Below are 15,470 nucleotides of genomic sequence, written 5' to 3'. Positions count from 1 at the left end.
CTATTCAAATACCGATCCGGTGGCATCGACCTTCGCCACCGCCTCGATGGTCACCTTCGCGGTGATGACGACCAATCTCTTCCAGTACGGCGTGGGCGTCGCCGAGGACCGCCAGCAGCCGTGGGATCCGTTCACCCGCTCGTTGCCGGCCGGGCCGCTGCCCAGGTTCCTCGGGCGCATCCTGGCCGGCGTGGTCCTGATGACGATCTCGCTGGTCCCGGTCGTGGTCATCGCGGCGCTGTTCACCGCGGCGACCATCAGCCTCATCGGGTTCTTCGTCGCCCTCGCCGCCACGATCGTGATCGCGATCCCGTTCACGCTGATGGGCCTGGCCATCGGATACTCGCTGCCGGCCAAGGCCGCGATCGTCGTGGCGCAGGTGCTGTTCATCCCGCTGGCGTTCGGCGGCGGCCTGATGACTCCGCCCGGCGCGGCACCGGGTTTCGTCGAGACCATCGCTCCGTACCTGCCGTCGGGTGCGGCGGCTCGTCTCATGTGGGCGGCTGCGGTCGATTTCCCGATCAACGCGTCGAGTGTCGCAGCGCTGGTGGGTTGGACGATCGGCTTCGCGGCCTTGGCCGTATGGGCCTATCGACGCGACGAAGGTCGGCGGTTCAGCTAGAAGTTCGACAGTTAAGACCGCCGAAAGGAGGTCCGATGCGACCATGCGGGCATGACCGCACCGACCCCTGGCCTGCCGATCTGGGTGGACCTCGGGACCGCTGACGTCGAGGATGCCCAGCGGTTCTACACCTCGCTCTTCGAGTGGACCGCGCACGTCTCGGGTGACGACTACGGCGGCTACACGATCTTCAACCTGGACGGGCGGCCGGTCGCCGGGGCGGGACCGCTGTTCGGTGAGGGCCAGCCGACGGCCTGGAGCACGTACTTCTCCACCGACGACGTGGACGCGTCGGCGGAGCGGGTCAAGGCGGCGGGCGGCAAGGTGCTGGTGCCGCCGTTCGATGTGATGGAGCAGGGCCGGATGGCGGCGTGCCTGGATCCGCTGGGCGCGCCGTTCTCGCTGTGGCAGTCCGGGACGATGGTCGGCGCCGAGGTCGTGGACGTGCCGGGCGCGCTGACCTGGAGCGAGCTGACCACGCGCGATGCCGAGGGAGCGGCCGCCTTCTACGGCGAGATCTTCGGCTGGGTAGCCCGGCCGACGGATGCGCCCGGCCTGCCGTACGTGGTGTGGGAGCTGGACGGCCGCATGATCGGCGGGATGCAGCCGATGGTGGGCAACGCGTGGCCGGCCGACCTGGCGCCGCACTGGATGTTGTATTTCGCGGTCCGGCACTGCGACGAGACGGCCGAGCTGGCGCGCTCGCTGGGCGGCAGGGTGACACAGCCGCCGACGAACTTCGCGCTGGGCCGCTACGCCGTCCTGCAGGATCCGCAGGGCGGCACGTTCTCCATCCTCGAGGGCAACTCGTAGCCTCGGTCAGCCGGTGTGCCTCTCGCGCACCGGGACCACCAGCGGACCGTGCTCGCCGGCGATCACCTTGACCCTGACCCGGTAGTGCTTGGCCAGCAGTTCCTCGGTCAGCACCTCCCGGGGTGCGCCGGCCGCGACCACGATCCCGTCGTCGAGCAGCACCATCCGGTCCGCATACTCCCCCGCGATGGACAAATCGTGCATCGTGGACAGTACCGTCAGGCCGCGCTCGCCGCGGAGCCGGTCGATGAGGTCGAGCACCTCCTGCTGATGCCCGATGTCGAGCGCACTCGTCGGCTCGTCCAGCAACAGGATCCGTCCACCCTGAGCGAGCGCCCGCGCCAAGAAGACCCGCTGCCGCTCCCCGCCGGAGAGCGTGTCCAGCCGCCGGCCCGCGAAGCTCTCCAAATCCAGCGCGGCCAGCACCTCGTCCACAACGGACAAATCGGATGCCGACTCCCGGCCCAGCGGCGGGATGTAGGGCGTTCGTCCCAGCAGCACGTAGTCGATCACCCGCATCCCCGGCGGCACCACAGGTTGCTGCATGACGGTCGCGACGGTCCTGGCCCGATCGCGGCGGCTCAGCGCCGCGACATCAACCCCGTCAAGTTCGACATTCCCGGTGTACGCGACCAGCCCGCCGACGGCCCGCAGGACGGTCGACTTGCCGGCGCCGTTGGGGCCGATGATGGTGACCCACTCCCCGTCCGAGACGTCGAGATCGACACCGCGGACGACCGGCACGCCACCGAGCCGCACCCCGAGCCCGCGCACCGCGATCACGACGCCGCTCCGGCCCGCTCGCACAGCCTGTGGACAGCGGCCGCGGGCTTCACGGCGCGACGGCCCTGTTCGTCCTCAGGACCAGGACGAAGAACGGCGCTCCGAAGAACGCCGTCACCACGCCGATCGGCAGCTCCGCCTCGCCGGCCACCGTGCGCGCCACCACGTCCGTCAAGGCCAGGAACGCACCGCCGAAAAGCACCGACAGCGGCAGCAGGATCCGATAACTGGCCCCCGCCAGCAGGCGCAGCGTGTGCGGCACGATGATCCCCACGAACCCGATCAGGCCGGACACCGACACCGCCGCCGCCGTGCCCAGCGAGGCGGCCACCAGCAGCAGATAGCGGCTGCGCTGCGGGTGCAGGCCCAGGCTGGCGGCTTCTTCGTCGCCGACCGTGAGGACGTCCAGCTCCCGCCGCTGCGACAGCACGATCAAGCCCGTGATCAGCGCGTACGGAAGGATCAGCAGCACATCGTGCCAGCCGGCGGTCGCCAGCCGGCCGAGCAACCAGCTGTAGACCTGGCGCAGGGTGTCGACCTGCTGCTGCATCAGGTAGGTCTGCGCCGCCGCCAGGAAGGCCGACACCGCCACCCCGGCCAGGATCAGCGTCGCCGGGGTGCGCCCGCGCCCACCCGTCGCGCCGAGCACCCAGGTCAGCGCCACCGCGATCAGCGCGCCCAGGAAGGCGGCCAGCGGCACGCCGATCGGCAGGTTCGCGGTCGCGTCGCCGGTCGCAGCGCGCGTGGCGATCACCGCGGTGACGCCCAGGCCCGCGCCGGCCGCCACCCCGAGCAGGTGGGGGTCGGCGAGCGGGTTGCGGAAGACACCCTGGTACGCGGCGCCGGCCAGCGCAAGCATCGCGCCGACGAGCAGCCCCAGCACGACGCGGGGTAGACGCAGCTGGGTGATGATCGCGACCTCTCGCTCCGAGAGGCCGCTGTGTACGCGTACCCCCGGGATGAGGTTGAGGAGCTCGGCCGCGACGTCGGCCGGCGGCAGCCCCACCGAGCCGAACGAAACGCCCGCGATCAGCGCGATCAGCACCGCGACCACGCCGGCCACGAGCCACCCGGGTCGCAGCCCGGACGGCCCGCGCCGGGATGTCACGCCGGGACCTTGGCCACCGCGTCCGCGACGGCCTGCACCAGGTCGACCACTCGCGGCCCCCAGCGTGACGCGATGTCGTCGTCCAGCGCGATGACCTGTCCGGTCCGCACCGCGGTGATCTGCGACCAGCCGGTGCGCGCCTTCACCGTCGCCGCCGACTGCGCGCAGCACTTGCTGTCGGCGAGGAAGATCATGTCCGGGTTGGCCTTGACCAGCGCCTCCTGCGACAGCTGGGGGTAGCCGTTCTTGCTGCCGTCTGCGTCGGCCGGGTCCGCGACGTTGACCAGGCCGAACTTGCCGAACACCGACCCGATGAAGGTCTTGGACGTGACCGTGAACAGTGTCGGGTCGAGCTCGTAGTAGTAGCTGAGCGCCTTGTCGCGCTTCGGCACCCCGGCCACGATCTTGTCGATGTCGGCCTTCATGCGGCCGGTCAGCGCGGTCGCCTCGTCCTGGTGCCCGGTCAGCGTGCCGAGCTGCCCGATCTCGCTGTAGGTCTCGTCCAGCGACTTGGCCGACGGCGTCTGGAACGTCGGGATCTTGAGCTTGGTGAGCTGGTCGACGATCTTGTTGAGGTCGTCGGAGAGCACCACGAGGTCGGGGTTCTTCGCGGCGATGGCCTCGGCGTTCGGCTTGAAGCCGGACAGGTCTGTGCGGGGCGCGTCGGCCGGGTAGTTCGACTGGTCGTCGACGGCGGTGACCTGCGGTCCCGCGCCGATGGCGAAGAGCATCTCGGTCGCCGTCGGGGTGAGCGAGATGATCCGCTCGGGCCGTTTGTCCAAGGTCAGAGATCCGACCGTGACGGGGTACGCGGCACTGGCGCTGGGCGCCGGGCCGGTGGCCCCGCCGTCGTCGTCACCACCGGCGCACCCTGCGAGCAAAAGGGTGGCGGCGGCGATCACCGTGGTCAGCAGACGTCTGTTCATGCTTCCTCCTGTCGGCCGGGCTTGTGGTGCTTCGCCGACAGGGCAAGGTGCTGGAGAACGTCCCGTCCGCGAGGCGCCCCTCCCCGAGAGCGCTGGTTCGCGACCGGCATCCAGGCGACCTGGCTAGACCCCTCATCCGGGGGCATCACAGTTGCGGGACAGCGCCGGTTTCCCACCGGCTTCGCTGAGACGCGGTCCCCAGAACGCTAGCACTTTCGTTTTGTTCGAATAGCGCTACGCTGGTGGTCATGGGTATGGGCACGAAAGAGCGGACGGTCTTTCCACCGGAGGATCTCTCCGACCTGAATCGACTGGCGCGCGAGCTGGCCGGGCCCGGCGGCCGCGCCGGAGCTCGGCTGATCGGTCCGGACGGTTCCGAGCTCGTGCTGCCCGACGAGCTTCACGAGCTGTTGCGGCTGGTGGTCGACTCCCTGTCCCAGGGGATGGCGATCACGCTCGCGCCGCACAACACCATGCTGACCACTCAGGAGGCCGCCGATCTGCTCGGTGTTTCCCGGCCGACGCTGGTGCGCCTGCTGACCGAGGGCTTCATTCCGTACACGAGGCGCGGCCGGCACCGGCGCCTGCTCCTTGCCGACGTGGTCGATTATCAGAGCCGCACCCGCAGCGAGCGGCGGTCGGCGCTGGACGAGATGACCGCAGACGCCGAGGACATGGGCCTGTACGGCGCCACCACAACCCCAGAGGCCACGAGATAACCCGACACGATGGCCTTTCCAGCGTTCCTCGACACCTGCGTTCTATACCCCGCCTACCTTTGCGACACGCTGTTGCGTCTCGCAGAGCAGGAAGCCTTCCGCCCACTTTGGTCCGCCGACGTGATGGCCGAGCTGCGGCGCAACTTGACGAAGCGCGGTTTGCCCGCGGGGCCCGTCGACCGTCGGATACGCCTGATGACCGATGCGTTCCCGGACGCGATGGTCCAGGGATACGAGTCGCTGATCGATCGGATGACCAACGACGTCAAAGATCGGCACGTCCTGGCGGCGGCCACCCGCGCGAACGCTGAGGTCATCGTCACCTTCAACATGTCGGACTTCGGCGCGGAAGCGCTGAAACCCTTCGACGTGGAGGCTGTGCATCCCGACGATTTCCTCCTCGACCAGCTCGACCTCTACCCCGCCCGGACCGTACGTGCGCTGATCGCCCAAGCCGCCGCGCACCGGCGTGAGCCGAAGACCGTGCCCGGTCTATTGGCGTTGCTCGACCGGACCGGACTGCCGCGATTCGCGGCCGAGGCTCGCCGACACCTGTAGAGAGCGCCACCAGGTTGTCGCCAGCAGCCAGCAGCCGACGGCCAGGAGGACCCCGTGCGCGATGCGGGCCGCGGGCCCCAGGTAGAACTGCGGGATGAACAGGGCGAGGCCCACACCGAAGAGCACGCCCGCCCAGCGCGGCAGCACGCCTGAGCGCCACACCGCCACCGCTGTGAGAACTCCGCTCGCCGCCAGCAACGCCAGGCCGGCCGCGAAGGTCGTCGCCGCCACCGGGCCGTACCGGACGTCGTCGGCCAGGGCGACCAGGTCCGCAGTGGAGGACAGCGCCGCGCCGTGCAGGCCGAAGTCCTCCGCGCCGTAGTACGGCAGCGTCAGGCCCGCGCCGATCCAGCCGGTCAGGAGCGCCGCCGTGGTCAGCCTGCCCGGCACCACCCGGCGCAGGGCGAGCAGAGCCAGCGGCACCGCGATGAAGCCGAGCATCGCGAAGAAGTGCGATGCCACCCACGCGTCCGAGCCCATCGACGCCTGCGCGCCCGCCTGGGTCGTCTCGTCGTTCCACGGCCGCACCGCCGGGTAGAGCAGGAACATCACCCCGGCGAAGGCCAATGCGATCACCCCGCTCATCGCAGGCTCCGCAGGACCATGTCGACGAGCATCTCGTACGACTCGTCGACGTCCTCGGGCTGGCCGAAGCCGCCGCCGGCCTCGAGGCTTGCGAAGCCGTGCGCCGCGGCCCGCATCCGCCGGATCGCGTGCGTGGCCGCCGACTCGGTCAGCCCGTAGCCGCGCACCACCGCGATGAACACGTCCAGCAGGTCGCCGGCCGCTCGCGCCAGCTGAGGGGAGCCGCGCAGCGGGTCGAGCGGGGCGAGCGCATATCGTCCGGGGTTCGCCAGCACGTACGCCCGGTAGGCCCGCAGCAACGCGGCGACGGCCTCGTCGCCGCTGCGGCCCATCACCTCGCCGGCGAACAACGTGGTGACCTGTTTGATCACCTGCTCGGCCATCAGCTCACGAAGGTCGGCGAGGCTGCCCACGTGCTTGTAGAGCGACGGCGCGGCCACCCCGGCCCGGTCGGCGACGGCGGCCAGGCTGAGCGCCTCGACGCCCTTCTCGTCCACGAGCGCCAGCGCGACGTCGACGACGGCGGCGCGGGAAAGTCCTGCCCTAGGCATGAAAACTACCTGTCATAGCCCTAAAGCTACGACAGGTAGCTTTGCAACGCAAGCGATGAATCAGCAGTACGTGGATTCCTTGCCGATGACCTTGTACGGGCAGTCGGCCGCCTCGGCGAGCAGCAGCGCCGCGGTCCGGTTGCGGCTGGTCTCCCGCGCGATGACGCTGGCCGGCGGATAGAACCCGCCGCCCGAGGACGACCGCGGATACATCTCGAAGGTGTAGGCGAAGATCTTGTGCGTGCCCCACAGCCAGTCGAGCAGGTCGCCGTCGGTGATGTAGAGATCGCTCGACTGCTCCGGGGTGTAGTTGTTCGTCGCGGCCATCGAACGGCCCAGCGTCGCGAACGTGTTGTTCTGGTCCGCGTTCATGCCCGTCGTGGTGTTCGCGGTCGTGTGCCCGAAGGGCCAGAGGACCAGTTCCGAGTACGTGTGGAAGTCCATCGCCGCCTTGATCTGCTGCACCCCGCCGACGACGCGGCTGTTCACGAAGTCCCGCACCACCCGGGTCTCCGGCGCGGAGAAGGCCGCGGTGCCGCGGTAGGTGTCGGAGCCGGTGTTGCCCGACGAGCCACCGCAGCAGCCCCACCTGTAGCCATAGTTGCGGTTCAGGTCGGTGCCGACGTTGCGGGACGAGCCGTTGGGCTGCCGGTTCTTGCGCCACGAGCGGTAGCTGCCGGTGGCGATGTCGTACTCGGAGCCGTCCGGATTCACCGCGGGGATGATCCAGATCTCGCGTGAGTCCACGGTGGACCGGACGCGGGAGTCGGTCGCGTACTTCGAGGTGAACTCGTTGAGCAGGTAGAGGGTCATCTCGGCGGTGAGGTGCTCGCGCGCGTGGTGCTGCGCGTCGTAGAGGACCTCGGGCTCGCTCTCGTCGGTGGCCACATTGTCGGAGATCTTCACCGCGACGATGGCACGTCCCTCGTAGGACGTCCCGATGGTCTGCTTCTTGGCGATCGCCGGGTACGCCGCCACCACGCGGTTCACCTCGGCGATCTGCTCGCTGTAGTTGTGGAAAGCGGCGTCGCGGGACGGGAAGTCCAGGGTCCCGATCGCGCCCTGCGGCAGCGAGTCGGGGACTCGCTCCACCTTGAAGCCCAGCGCGCGGATCGACTTGACCTCGGCACTGGTCGCGGTGACGGTGACGACGGCGTGCTCGGCGCCGTCGATCGCGGCGCCGGTGCGGGCCACCAGGCTGCGCTGCGCCGAGGTGCGCACGTCGAAGACCTCGTACTGCGCGGAGGCCTCGGGGCCGGGCTCCGCGCCGGCCGGGGCGGCCGCGGCCAGGGCGGCGCCGGACACGACGGCGGCGGCCAGGACGGCGGCGGACAGCGTCACGGTGATTCGTCGTCTCATGAACGACCTCCGGGGGAAGGGGTTTCCGTCACCTCACCACCCGGCATAGACCGTTGGCAATATCCGGGGGCCATGCCGACTAGCCCCCTAACCGCGCGTTATCCCTTGCCGGGATCGGCCTGGTCGACGCGGTCAACTCGGTCGCCGACCGCGGCGGCCGACTCGTCCCCGGCCAGCGCGGCCCGCAGACGCTCCTTCTCGGCCTTGCGCTTCGCCGCCGTCTCGCCGAGCCGCTCGGCCATCTCGTCGCGCCACTTGGTCAGCACGAAGAACGACGCGATCGCCGACAGCACGAACGCGATCATGACTTTGACCAGGAAGTTCAGCGGCACCGGCAGGAGCAGCACCAGGAAGAGCAGGAACAGTCCGAGACGTCCGAGGGTGTATTTGACGGATGGGGGCACGGCAATCTCCGGATCTATCCACCGATGCGATGGCTCAGCCACCGCAGACCGTAGAACCAGACCGCGCTGTAGACCACGGTCAGTCCGAGAGCGCCGATCGCGCCGCTGACCAGCGGCGGGAACGGACCGGCGCTGAGACCGGCGAGGGTCATGCCGATCGCCACACCGAAGCCGGCGCCGAGGATCGCCACGATGATCCGGCCCGCGCCCCAGCCGGCCGCCCGGAACTCCTCGGTGAACAGCCACACCGGCAGGACCAGCGCGATCCAGCCGCTGGCGTCGCCGAACTCGGACAGCCGCAGCAGCGACATCACGCCCTCGAAGACGAGCAGCACCACGAAGCCGCAGACCAGCCCGGCCAGCGCCACCCCGGCCAGATCCGGGAAGGTGGCCAGCCGGCCGTCGGGCCCGCGGCGCGGACGCCGCTCACTCCTGGTCTCGGTCATGACGACAAAGAGCCTACGCCCAGACCTTCTGCGGCTCGCTGCGACGCTCGGCCAGCGAGGTCGGCTTGTCGTACTCGCGGACCACCTCGTAGCGGGTGTTGCGCTCCACCGGCTGGAAGCCCGCGTCCCAGATCAGGTTGAGCAGGTCCTCCCGGTGCATGGTGGCCGGCGTGCCGTAGGAGTCGGCGTCGTGGGTGATCTTGTATTCCACCACCGAGCCGTCGAGGTCGTCGACGCCGAAGTTCAGCGACAGCTGGGCCACCGACAGGCCGTGCATGACCCAGAAGTTCTTCAGGTGCGGCACGTTGTCGAACATCAGCCGGGACACCGCGAAGGTCTTGAGCGACTCGGCCGGCGCCGCCATCGTGGTGCGGGACTGGATCCGGTTGCGCACCACGCCATCCTGCGAGTCGACGAAGTCGTGCTGGTAGCGCAACGGGATGAAGACCGCGAAGCCACCCGTCTCGTCCTGCAGCTCACGCAGCCGCATCACGTGGTCGACCCGGTGGCGCGGCTCCTCGATGTGGCCGTAGAGCATCGTGGCCGGCGTCTTCATGCCCTTGCTGTGCGCCAGGCGGTGGATGCGCGACCAGTCCTCCCAGTGGCAGTTGTGGTCGACGATGTGCTGCCGGACCTCCCAGTCGAAGATCTCGGCGCCGCCGCCGGTCAGCGACTCGAGCCCGGCGTCCATCAGCTCGTCGAGGATCTCGTCGGCGGGCAGCCCGCTGATCTTCTCGAACCACTGCACCTCGGTCGCGGTGAAGCACTTGAGCTTGACGTCCGGCAGCGCCGCCTTCAGCTCGCGCAGCACCTTGGGGTAGTAGCGCCACGGCAGCGTGGGGTGCAGGCCGTTGACGATGTGCAGCTCGGTGAGCTGCTCATCCTCCATCTCCTTGGCCTTGCGTACCGCCTCGTCGATCCGCATCGTGTACGCGGCCTTCTCCCCCGGCTTGCGCTGGAAAGAGCAGTACGCGCAGCTCGCCGAGCAGACGTTGGTCAGGTTGAGGTGGCGGTTGACGTTGAACATCACCCGGTCACCGTTCATCTCGGTGCGCTTGTGATGGGCCAGCCGGCCGAGCCAGGCCAGGTCATCGGTGGCGTACAACGCCTCGCCGTCGGCGCGGGTCAGCCGCTCACCCGCATAGACCTTCTGCTCCAGCTCGCGCTTGAGTCCGGCGTCCATCTGTACCCCTTCCGTCGCCCGACCATCCGAGCGTACGTCCGGCCAATGACGGAAACTTGAACCAGACAGCCCGGGGCGTCGTACGTCACCATGACAGATGTGGGATTCACAGGGTCCTCTCACCCGCGATCAATCGACAGCGATGCACTCGGTGGGGTATGACCTATATGGGGAATGGGACGGCGACGGGGGCACGGGTCCATACTCCAGTCTGGGGCGGAGCGAAGATGGGACGCAGAGTGGCAGGTCGGGACAGATGGGCACGCCCGTGGTGGCGCCCGCTGGCCTACTCGGCTGCCACGTTCGCGGCGGTCGGCCTCCTCTTCCATCCCCTGCCCGCCGCGGCCGCGCCGAACGTTCCGGCCGTCCCGGCCGTCCCGGTCGCGCCGGCGGTCCCCGACAACGGCTCGCGGCCCGTGCCGCTCGGCACGCTGCTGATGCCGGGCCAGCAGCCGGGTCAGACACCGGGTCAGGCGGGTACGGGTGGGCTGACGACCACGCCGGCCACCCCGCTGCCCGGCGTCGTGATGACGCCGCTGCTGCAGAAGATCGAGAAACAGCGCAACGAGATCGCCGCCCTCGGTGACAAGCTGATCAAGCTCGGCCAGGATCGCGACCTCGCCCGGCAGCAGACGGCCACCGCGAACCAGAAGGTGACCGACGCCCAGGTCGCGTTGCTGACCGCCCAGCATGACGCCGAGGCCGCTGCCGCCGCCGCCCTTCGTGATCAGGCCGCCCTGCCGCCCGGCACGTTCGGCTCGGGCCTGGCCGACCTCGACAGCCTGTCCCGCATGCAGCGCGGCGACACCGCGACCCGTGAGGCGGCCGATCGCCAGCTCGCCCTGGTCCGGGCTTCGCTGGCCGCGGCGCAGGCCGAGCAGGCCACCGCGACCACCAGCGCCACCGACCTGTCGCGGCAGTACGACGCGCTGAACGCGCAGATCACCAAGAAGCAGACGGCGCTGCAGAAAGACGAGAAGAAGCACGCCGACGAGCTGTCGGCGGCCGAGGCGGCGCAGAGTGCCGAGGACCGCCGGCTCGGCGAGCGCTACCTGGACGGCACCGACCAGGGCCGCGGCGCCCACCCGAACGCCATCGGGGCTCTCAAGATCGCACTCGCTCAGATCGGCGACCCGTACGTCTGGTCCGAGGAGGGCCCGGACCGGTTCGACTGCTCAGGCCTGATGCAGTATTCGTACACCCGCGCGTCCGGCCACTTCCCGCTCAACCGCGTCTCCCGCGACCAGTACAAGCAGACCAGCCAGAACCTGGTGGACCGCTATTCGCTGGTCCCCGGTGACCTGCTGTTCTTCAGCTCGACCAACAGCTGGACCGGCATCCACCACGTGGCGATGTACGCCGGCAAGGGAATGATGGTCGAGGCGCCGCGCACCGGGCTCAACGTGCGGCTCACCCCGGTGCGGTGGAGCCGGCTCTTCGGCGCGACCCGGATCTGGGGGTCGGTGGACCACCCGACCAACTCGCCCGACCTGAACGACCTGCCGCCCAAGGAGCCGAACCCGGCCTCCCCGAGCGCGACGCCGAAACCGACGAAGACCAGCAAGCCGCCGACCTCGCCGGATCCGGATCCGACCAAGACGACCAAGCCGCCCGGTGGTGGCTCCGGCTCCCCGTCGAACCCGACTTCGCCGTCGACCCCGCCCAGCAGCACCTCTCCGGAACCGAGCAAGACCTCTGATCCGCCGACCGGTGGAGGCTCCAATCCGCCGTCCGGCGGCGGCTCGAACCCGCCGAGCGGTGGCGACAGCCAGAGCCCTGGTGAAAACTCCCAGTCACCCAGCGATGCGCAGTCCCAATCGGCTGGTCAGTCGAAGGAAGCGTCCCAAAGCGCCGGGGCAAATCCGGAGTAATCCGGACGTTTGACTCTCATCGCTAACCTGGCCGACGCCGGGTGCGCGCACGCGCGCCGATGTGGCACCGTAAAGACAGCGTCCGACGTATCCACCACGTCGGCCCGCGGCGGTCGGGAGGACCCCATGGACGAGCAGCAGGCTCCGCCGGACAGCGTCGGCAACGCGCCGCGCGCTGCGGGGAAGCCGGGCGACAGCGAGGACAACGGGTACGAGCTGCCGCCGCCGCCCGCACCCGGCGCGCTGTGGGGCAACGCCGAGCCGTCCGAACCCTCCTCCGCACCGCCCAGCCAGTCGGCCGGCCGCGCGACCGTGCCCGGCCTCCCGACGCGGATGCCCGACTCCGTCGGCGGCGCCACGCGGCCGATCTCGGCGATGCCCGGCGCCAACGCCGCGCGCGCCTCGGTGCCCGGTGCGCTGACTCCCGACCCCGCCCTGGTCCGCGCCGCTACGTGGCCGTCCGGCCCGTCCAAGATCTACGGTGGCCGGGCCGAGACGACGCCCGAGCCGGAGCCGCGACCCGACCCGGAGCAGCCGGAGCCCGCCAGGCCGGACCGCGAGCCCGAGCCGGGCCGTCCCGAGCCGGGCCGTCTCGAGCCGGGCCAGCCAGAACCGGGCCAGCCAGAACCGGGCCAGCCAGAACCGGGCCGGCCGGAGCCCGGCGAGCCCGAGCCCGGCGAGCCCGCTCCGGGTCCGGTCCCGCGCCCGGCGGAGCCCTCCCGGCCCGAGCCGTTCAAACCGTTCGAGCCGGAGCGGCCGGTGGAGCCGCCGCCCGGCCCGATGCCGAGCCCGTTCCCGCCGGCGCCCAACCCGGCGCCCAACCCCTCTCCTGATCCGTTCCCGTCGCCGACCCCGCCCGGCCCCGGTCCCAGCCCCGTGCCGCCGGGTCCCGGCCCCAGTCCGGTGCCGCCCGGCCCCGGCCCGAGCCCGATCCCGCCGGGTCCCGGCCCCAGCCCCGTGCCGCCCGGCCCCAGTCCCAGCCCTGTGCCGGGTCCGCCGCAGCCGATCGTTCCGCCGCCGCCCACCTTCGGGTCCCGGCCGACGGGCCTGCCGGCGTACACGACTCCGCCGGCGAGCGTCCCGGCATATTCACCGCCGCCGACCAGCGGCGCTCCGGCCTACGCCCCGCCGCCGACCAGCGGCGTCCCGGGCGGTGGAAGCCCGGCTTGGGCCCCGCCGCCGACCAGCGGCGCCCCGGTCGGCGGGAGCGCGGCCTGGGCTCCGCCGCAGACGAATGGCGCGCCGGCGTTTCCGCCGCCGGCCGCGCCGCAGGGCGGGTCGCCCGCGCACTCCCCGGGGTGGAACCGGCCCAGTTCCGCCTCCACGTACGGGGTCGGCGCTCCGGACGTTCCGGCCCGGCCGTTCGGACGGGACCAGCAGGCGCCACCGCCGGCCGCCGAGACCCACGCCGTGCCGCAGCAGCGCATGGAGGGCACCGTCTACGGCAACGAGTCCCCGATCGACATGACCATGCCGGTGACCATGAACGCGATCGACAACTCCGGCTCGCTGACCGGCCACATCCTGTCCCAGGGGTGGGACCGCGGGGTCGACACCAACCGGCGCAGCAACACCAAGGTGGCCATCGCGATGCTGGTGGTGCTGCTGGTTCTGGTGGGGATCAGTCTGCTGTTCCTGTTCACCGTCGGCTCGGGGTTCAGCGACATGCTCAACGGGGTCTTCGGCAAGGACTGATTTGCCGCCGTCCGCGGCAACCCCCTAAGCTGGCGCGGTTGTTGGGTGGTGAGGCTGCCCACTACCGGGATGGAATGCGGGCTACATCGACATTGTTGACCCGTACACTGATGCAGTAATTGACGCGGCGTTGCCCCCCGGTGCACGCCACGGGCGTTCTTGCAGGACCCACGGCGGGCCATACGCGAGCATGCGCCCCCGTAGAGAGGTTCTCTTGACCATTTTCGCCGATCCCAGCACGTTTCCCTCCGTCTTCGATTCTTCCCCCGGCACCGATTCCCCGGTCGCTGCCAATGCTTCCCCGGCCGCTGTCACCGCGGCCGACGAGATCACCGGATCCACCGACGCCGCTGCGGCCACCACGGTGGACAGTGCGCCCGTCGCGGCGCTGCCGACCTTCGCCGACCTCGGCCTCTCGCCGGAGCTCGTGCGGGTGCTGACCCGCGAGGGCATCACCACCCCGTTCGAGATCCAGGCCGCCACCATCCCCGACGCGCTGGCCGGCCGTGACGTGCTCGGCCGCGGGCAGACCGGTTCCGGCAAGACGCTGGCCTTCGGCCTGCCGCTGCTGACCCGCGTCGCCCAGGGCGGCCGCGCCCTGCCGCACCACCCCAAGGCTCTGATCCTGGTGCCGACCCGTGAGCTCGCCATGCAGGTCGCCGACGCGCTCATGCCGCTCGGCCGCTCGGTCGGCGTCTTCCTCAAGACCGCGGTCGGGGGTGTCCCCTACGACCGGCAGATGGACGCGCTGCGCCGCGGCGTCGAGGTGATGGTCGCCACGCCGGGCCGGCTCGCCGACCTGATCGAGCGTGGCGCCTGCAAGCTCGACCAGATCGAGGTGTCGGTGCTCGACGAGGCCGACCAGATGGCCGACATGGGCTTCCTGCCCGAGGTCACCGAGCTGCTGGCCAAGACGCCGGCCAACGCACAGCGCCTGCTCTTCTCGGCGACGCTGGACGGCGACGTCGACGCGCTGGTCAAGCGCTTCATGCACGACCCGGTGACGCACTCGACGGACCCGTCCGAGGCGAGCGTGTCCACGATGGATCACCACCTGCTGCTGATCCCGCCGCACGACAAGTTCCCGATCACGGCGGCGATCGCCAACCGGGCGGGCAAGACGATCGTCTTCGCCCGCACCCAGATGGGCGTCGACCGTCTGCAGGACCAGCTGCGTGCGGTCGGCGTGCGGGCGGGTGCGCTGCACGGCGGCAAGACCCAGCGGGTACGGACCAAGACGCTGGCCGACTTCAAGGACGGCCGCACCAACGTGCTGGTCGCCACCGACGTCGCGGCCCGTGGCATCCACGTCGACGGCATCTCGCTGGTGGTGCACGTGGACCCGCCGAAGGACCCGAAGGACTACCTGCACCGCGCGGGTCGCACCGCCCGGGCCGGCGAGTCCGGCGCCGTGGTCACCCTGGTGCTGCCGAAGCAGCGTCGCAGCACGATCTCGATGATGGCCAAGGCGGGCGTTGCGCCGGCGGAGGTCCGGGTGCGGCTCGGCGACGAGAAGCTGGCCGAGGTCACCGGCGCCCGGGAGCCCAGCGGCGTCCCGGTGGTGGAGGAGCCGGAGCCGCGTCGCGAGCGCTCCGACCGTGGGCCGAAGCGGTTCGGTGACCGTCCGCGCGGCGCATACCGCGGCGACCGCGAGCGTGGCGACTCCTTCAAGAGCCGCAACAGCGAGCGCACCGGCAACTTCCGCAGCAGCAACGAGCGTCGCGGCAGCGGCAACGGCGACCGCCGGTTCAGCCCGCCGCGGCCGGCACGCAGCACCTACTGATTCGCTGATCGATCGATGGCACGGCCCTGAAGGGCCGTGCCATTGTGCTGCCACTGGGGGCTCA

The 15,470-nt window shown here is 70.5% G+C and carries 16 protein-coding genes and 1 riboswitch; of the genes, 7 read left to right on the top strand and 9 right to left on the bottom strand.

Annotated features, from left to right (window positions below; translation table 11 throughout):
* The coding region (locus AB0M20_RS05300) for an ABC transporter permease (RefSeq protein WP_364294076.1) at nt 1-622 on the top strand (622 nt) is incomplete at its 5' end.
* 51 nt (nt 623-673) lie between these two features.
* Entirely contained in the window at nt 674-1,435 is a 762-nt protein-coding gene (locus tag AB0M20_RS05295; RefSeq protein WP_364294073.1) for a VOC family protein, read from the top strand.
* A gap of 6 nt (nt 1,436-1,441) precedes the next feature.
* Here the strand turns inward: AB0M20_RS05295 and AB0M20_RS05290 are convergent, their stop codons facing one another.
* Genes AB0M20_RS05290 through AB0M20_RS05280 form a run of 3 tightly spaced genes read right to left on the bottom strand, consistent with a single transcriptional unit; the run spans nt 1,442 to nt 4,252 of the window.
* The gene (locus AB0M20_RS05290) at nt 1,442-2,215 is read right to left on the bottom strand and encodes an ABC transporter ATP-binding protein (protein ID WP_364294078.1); all 774 of its coding nucleotides are present in this window, start codon (nt 2,213-2,215) and stop codon (nt 1,442-1,444) included.
* Nucleotides 2,216-2,267: 52 nt separating this feature from the next.
* On the bottom strand, nt 2,268-3,326 hold the full coding sequence (locus AB0M20_RS05285; RefSeq protein ID WP_364294070.1) for an iron ABC transporter permease: 1,059 nt from the start codon (nt 3,324-3,326) through the stop codon (nt 2,268-2,270).
* A complete protein-coding gene (locus tag AB0M20_RS05280; RefSeq protein WP_364294067.1) occupies nt 3,323-4,252 on the bottom strand; it encodes an ABC transporter substrate-binding protein in 930 nt (309 codons plus the stop codon). The genes AB0M20_RS05285 and AB0M20_RS05280 overlap by 4 nt, the downstream gene beginning before the upstream one ends.
* Before the next feature lie 94 nt (nt 4,253-4,346).
* A riboswitch (cobalamin riboswitch) is annotated at nt 4,347-4,470 on the bottom strand.
* A 30-nt stretch (nt 4,471-4,500) separates the two neighbouring features.
* Here AB0M20_RS05280 and AB0M20_RS05275 point away from each other — a divergent pair.
* Both AB0M20_RS05275 and AB0M20_RS05270 read left to right on the top strand, forming a co-directional pair.
* Nucleotides 4,501-4,971, top strand: coding sequence for a helix-turn-helix domain-containing protein (locus AB0M20_RS05275; protein ID WP_364294064.1), 471 nt, complete (start codon nt 4,501-4,503; stop codon nt 4,969-4,971).
* 9 nt (nt 4,972-4,980) lie between these two features.
* Nucleotides 4,981-5,529, top strand: a complete 549-nt coding sequence (locus AB0M20_RS05270; protein WP_364294061.1) for a PIN domain-containing protein — start codon at nt 4,981-4,983, stop codon at nt 5,527-5,529.
* Here the strand turns inward: AB0M20_RS05270 and AB0M20_RS05265 are convergent.
* From AB0M20_RS05265 to mqnE, 6 genes are all read right to left on the bottom strand, one after another.
* The gene (locus tag AB0M20_RS05265; protein WP_364294058.1) at nt 5,464-6,114 is read right to left on the bottom strand and encodes a hypothetical protein; all 651 of its coding nucleotides are present in this window, start codon (nt 6,112-6,114) and stop codon (nt 5,464-5,466) included. The two genes, AB0M20_RS05270 and AB0M20_RS05265, sit on opposite strands and share 66 nt — an antisense overlap.
* Complete coding sequence (locus tag AB0M20_RS05260; RefSeq protein WP_364294055.1) at nt 6,111-6,665, bottom strand: WHG domain-containing protein; 555 nt, start codon at nt 6,663-6,665, stop codon at nt 6,111-6,113. The genes AB0M20_RS05265 and AB0M20_RS05260 overlap by 4 nt, the downstream gene beginning before the upstream one ends.
* A 60-nt stretch (nt 6,666-6,725) precedes the next feature.
* Entirely contained in the window at nt 6,726-8,024 is a 1,299-nt protein-coding gene (locus tag AB0M20_RS05255) for a M14 family metallopeptidase (protein ID WP_364294052.1), read from the bottom strand.
* Between the two features lie 98 nt (nt 8,025-8,122).
* Nucleotides 8,123-8,428 (bottom strand): DUF4229 domain-containing protein, encoded by a 306-nt coding sequence (locus AB0M20_RS05250; RefSeq protein ID WP_364294049.1) that lies wholly within the window; start codon nt 8,426-8,428, stop codon nt 8,123-8,125.
* Between the two features lie 14 nt (nt 8,429-8,442).
* Nucleotides 8,443-8,874 (bottom strand): hypothetical protein, encoded by a 432-nt coding sequence (locus AB0M20_RS05245; RefSeq protein WP_364294046.1) that lies wholly within the window; start codon nt 8,872-8,874, stop codon nt 8,443-8,445.
* A 13-nt stretch (nt 8,875-8,887) separates the two neighbouring features.
* Entirely contained in the window at nt 8,888-10,057 is a 1,170-nt protein-coding gene (mqnE, locus tag AB0M20_RS05240) for an aminofutalosine synthase MqnE (protein ID WP_364294043.1), read from the bottom strand.
* A 227-nt stretch (nt 10,058-10,284) separates the two neighbouring features.
* Here mqnE and AB0M20_RS05235 point away from each other — a divergent pair, with 227 nt between their 5' ends.
* The 3 genes from AB0M20_RS05235 (at nt 10,285) to AB0M20_RS05225 (ending at nt 15,406) form a co-directional block, all read left to right on the top strand.
* Complete coding sequence (locus AB0M20_RS05235; RefSeq protein WP_364294040.1) at nt 10,285-11,928, top strand: C40 family peptidase; 1,644 nt, start codon at nt 10,285-10,287, stop codon at nt 11,926-11,928.
* Nucleotides 11,929-12,054: 126 nt separating this feature from the next.
* Nucleotides 12,055-13,623, top strand: a complete 1,569-nt coding sequence (locus tag AB0M20_RS05230) for a hypothetical protein (RefSeq protein WP_364294037.1) — start codon at nt 12,055-12,057, stop codon at nt 13,621-13,623.
* 214 nt (nt 13,624-13,837) lie between these two features.
* Nucleotides 13,838-15,406, top strand: coding sequence for a DEAD/DEAH box helicase (locus AB0M20_RS05225; RefSeq protein WP_364294034.1), 1,569 nt, complete (start codon nt 13,838-13,840; stop codon nt 15,404-15,406).
* The last annotated feature ends 64 nt before the right edge of the window (nt 15,407-15,470 follow it).

The organism is Actinoplanes sp. NPDC051633 (genome assembly GCF_040681735.1).
In the GTDB taxonomy this organism is placed as follows: domain Bacteria; phylum Actinomycetota; class Actinomycetes; order Mycobacteriales; family Micromonosporaceae; genus Actinoplanes.
The sequence above is the reverse complement of the archived record's forward strand: the minus strand, read 5'-3'. Positions and strand labels throughout refer to the sequence as shown.

What these genes read in the sequence shown, in the direction of transcription:
- AB0M20_RS05295 (WP_364294073.1), top strand. Translation starts at nt 674, where the DNA reads ATGACCGCACCGACCCCTGGCCTGCCGATCTGGGTGGACCTCGGGACC.
- AB0M20_RS05280 (WP_364294067.1), bottom strand. Translation starts at nt 4,252, where the DNA reads ATGAACAGACGTCTGCTGACCACGGTGATCGCCGCCGCCACCCTTTTG.
- AB0M20_RS05275 (WP_364294064.1), top strand. Translation starts at nt 4,501, where the DNA reads ATGGGTATGGGCACGAAAGAGCGGACGGTCTTTCCACCGGAGGATCTC.
- AB0M20_RS05270 (WP_364294061.1), top strand. Translation starts at nt 4,981, where the DNA reads ATGGCCTTTCCAGCGTTCCTCGACACCTGCGTTCTATACCCCGCCTAC.
- AB0M20_RS05265 (WP_364294058.1), bottom strand. Translation starts at nt 6,114, where the DNA reads ATGAGCGGGGTGATCGCATTGGCCTTCGCCGGGGTGATGTTCCTGCTC.
- AB0M20_RS05260 (WP_364294055.1), bottom strand. Translation starts at nt 6,665, where the DNA reads ATGCCTAGGGCAGGACTTTCCCGCGCCGCCGTCGTCGACGTCGCGCTG.
- AB0M20_RS05255 (WP_364294052.1), bottom strand. Translation starts at nt 8,024, where the DNA reads ATGAGACGACGAATCACCGTGACGCTGTCCGCCGCCGTCCTGGCCGCC.
- AB0M20_RS05245 (WP_364294046.1), bottom strand. Translation starts at nt 8,874, where the DNA reads ATGACCGAGACCAGGAGTGAGCGGCGTCCGCGCCGCGGGCCCGACGGC.
- mqnE (WP_364294043.1), bottom strand. Translation starts at nt 10,057, where the DNA reads ATGGACGCCGGACTCAAGCGCGAGCTGGAGCAGAAGGTCTATGCGGGT.
- AB0M20_RS05235 (WP_364294040.1), top strand. Translation starts at nt 10,285, where the DNA reads ATGGGACGCAGAGTGGCAGGTCGGGACAGATGGGCACGCCCGTGGTGG.
- AB0M20_RS05230 (WP_364294037.1), top strand. Translation starts at nt 12,055, where the DNA reads ATGGACGAGCAGCAGGCTCCGCCGGACAGCGTCGGCAACGCGCCGCGC.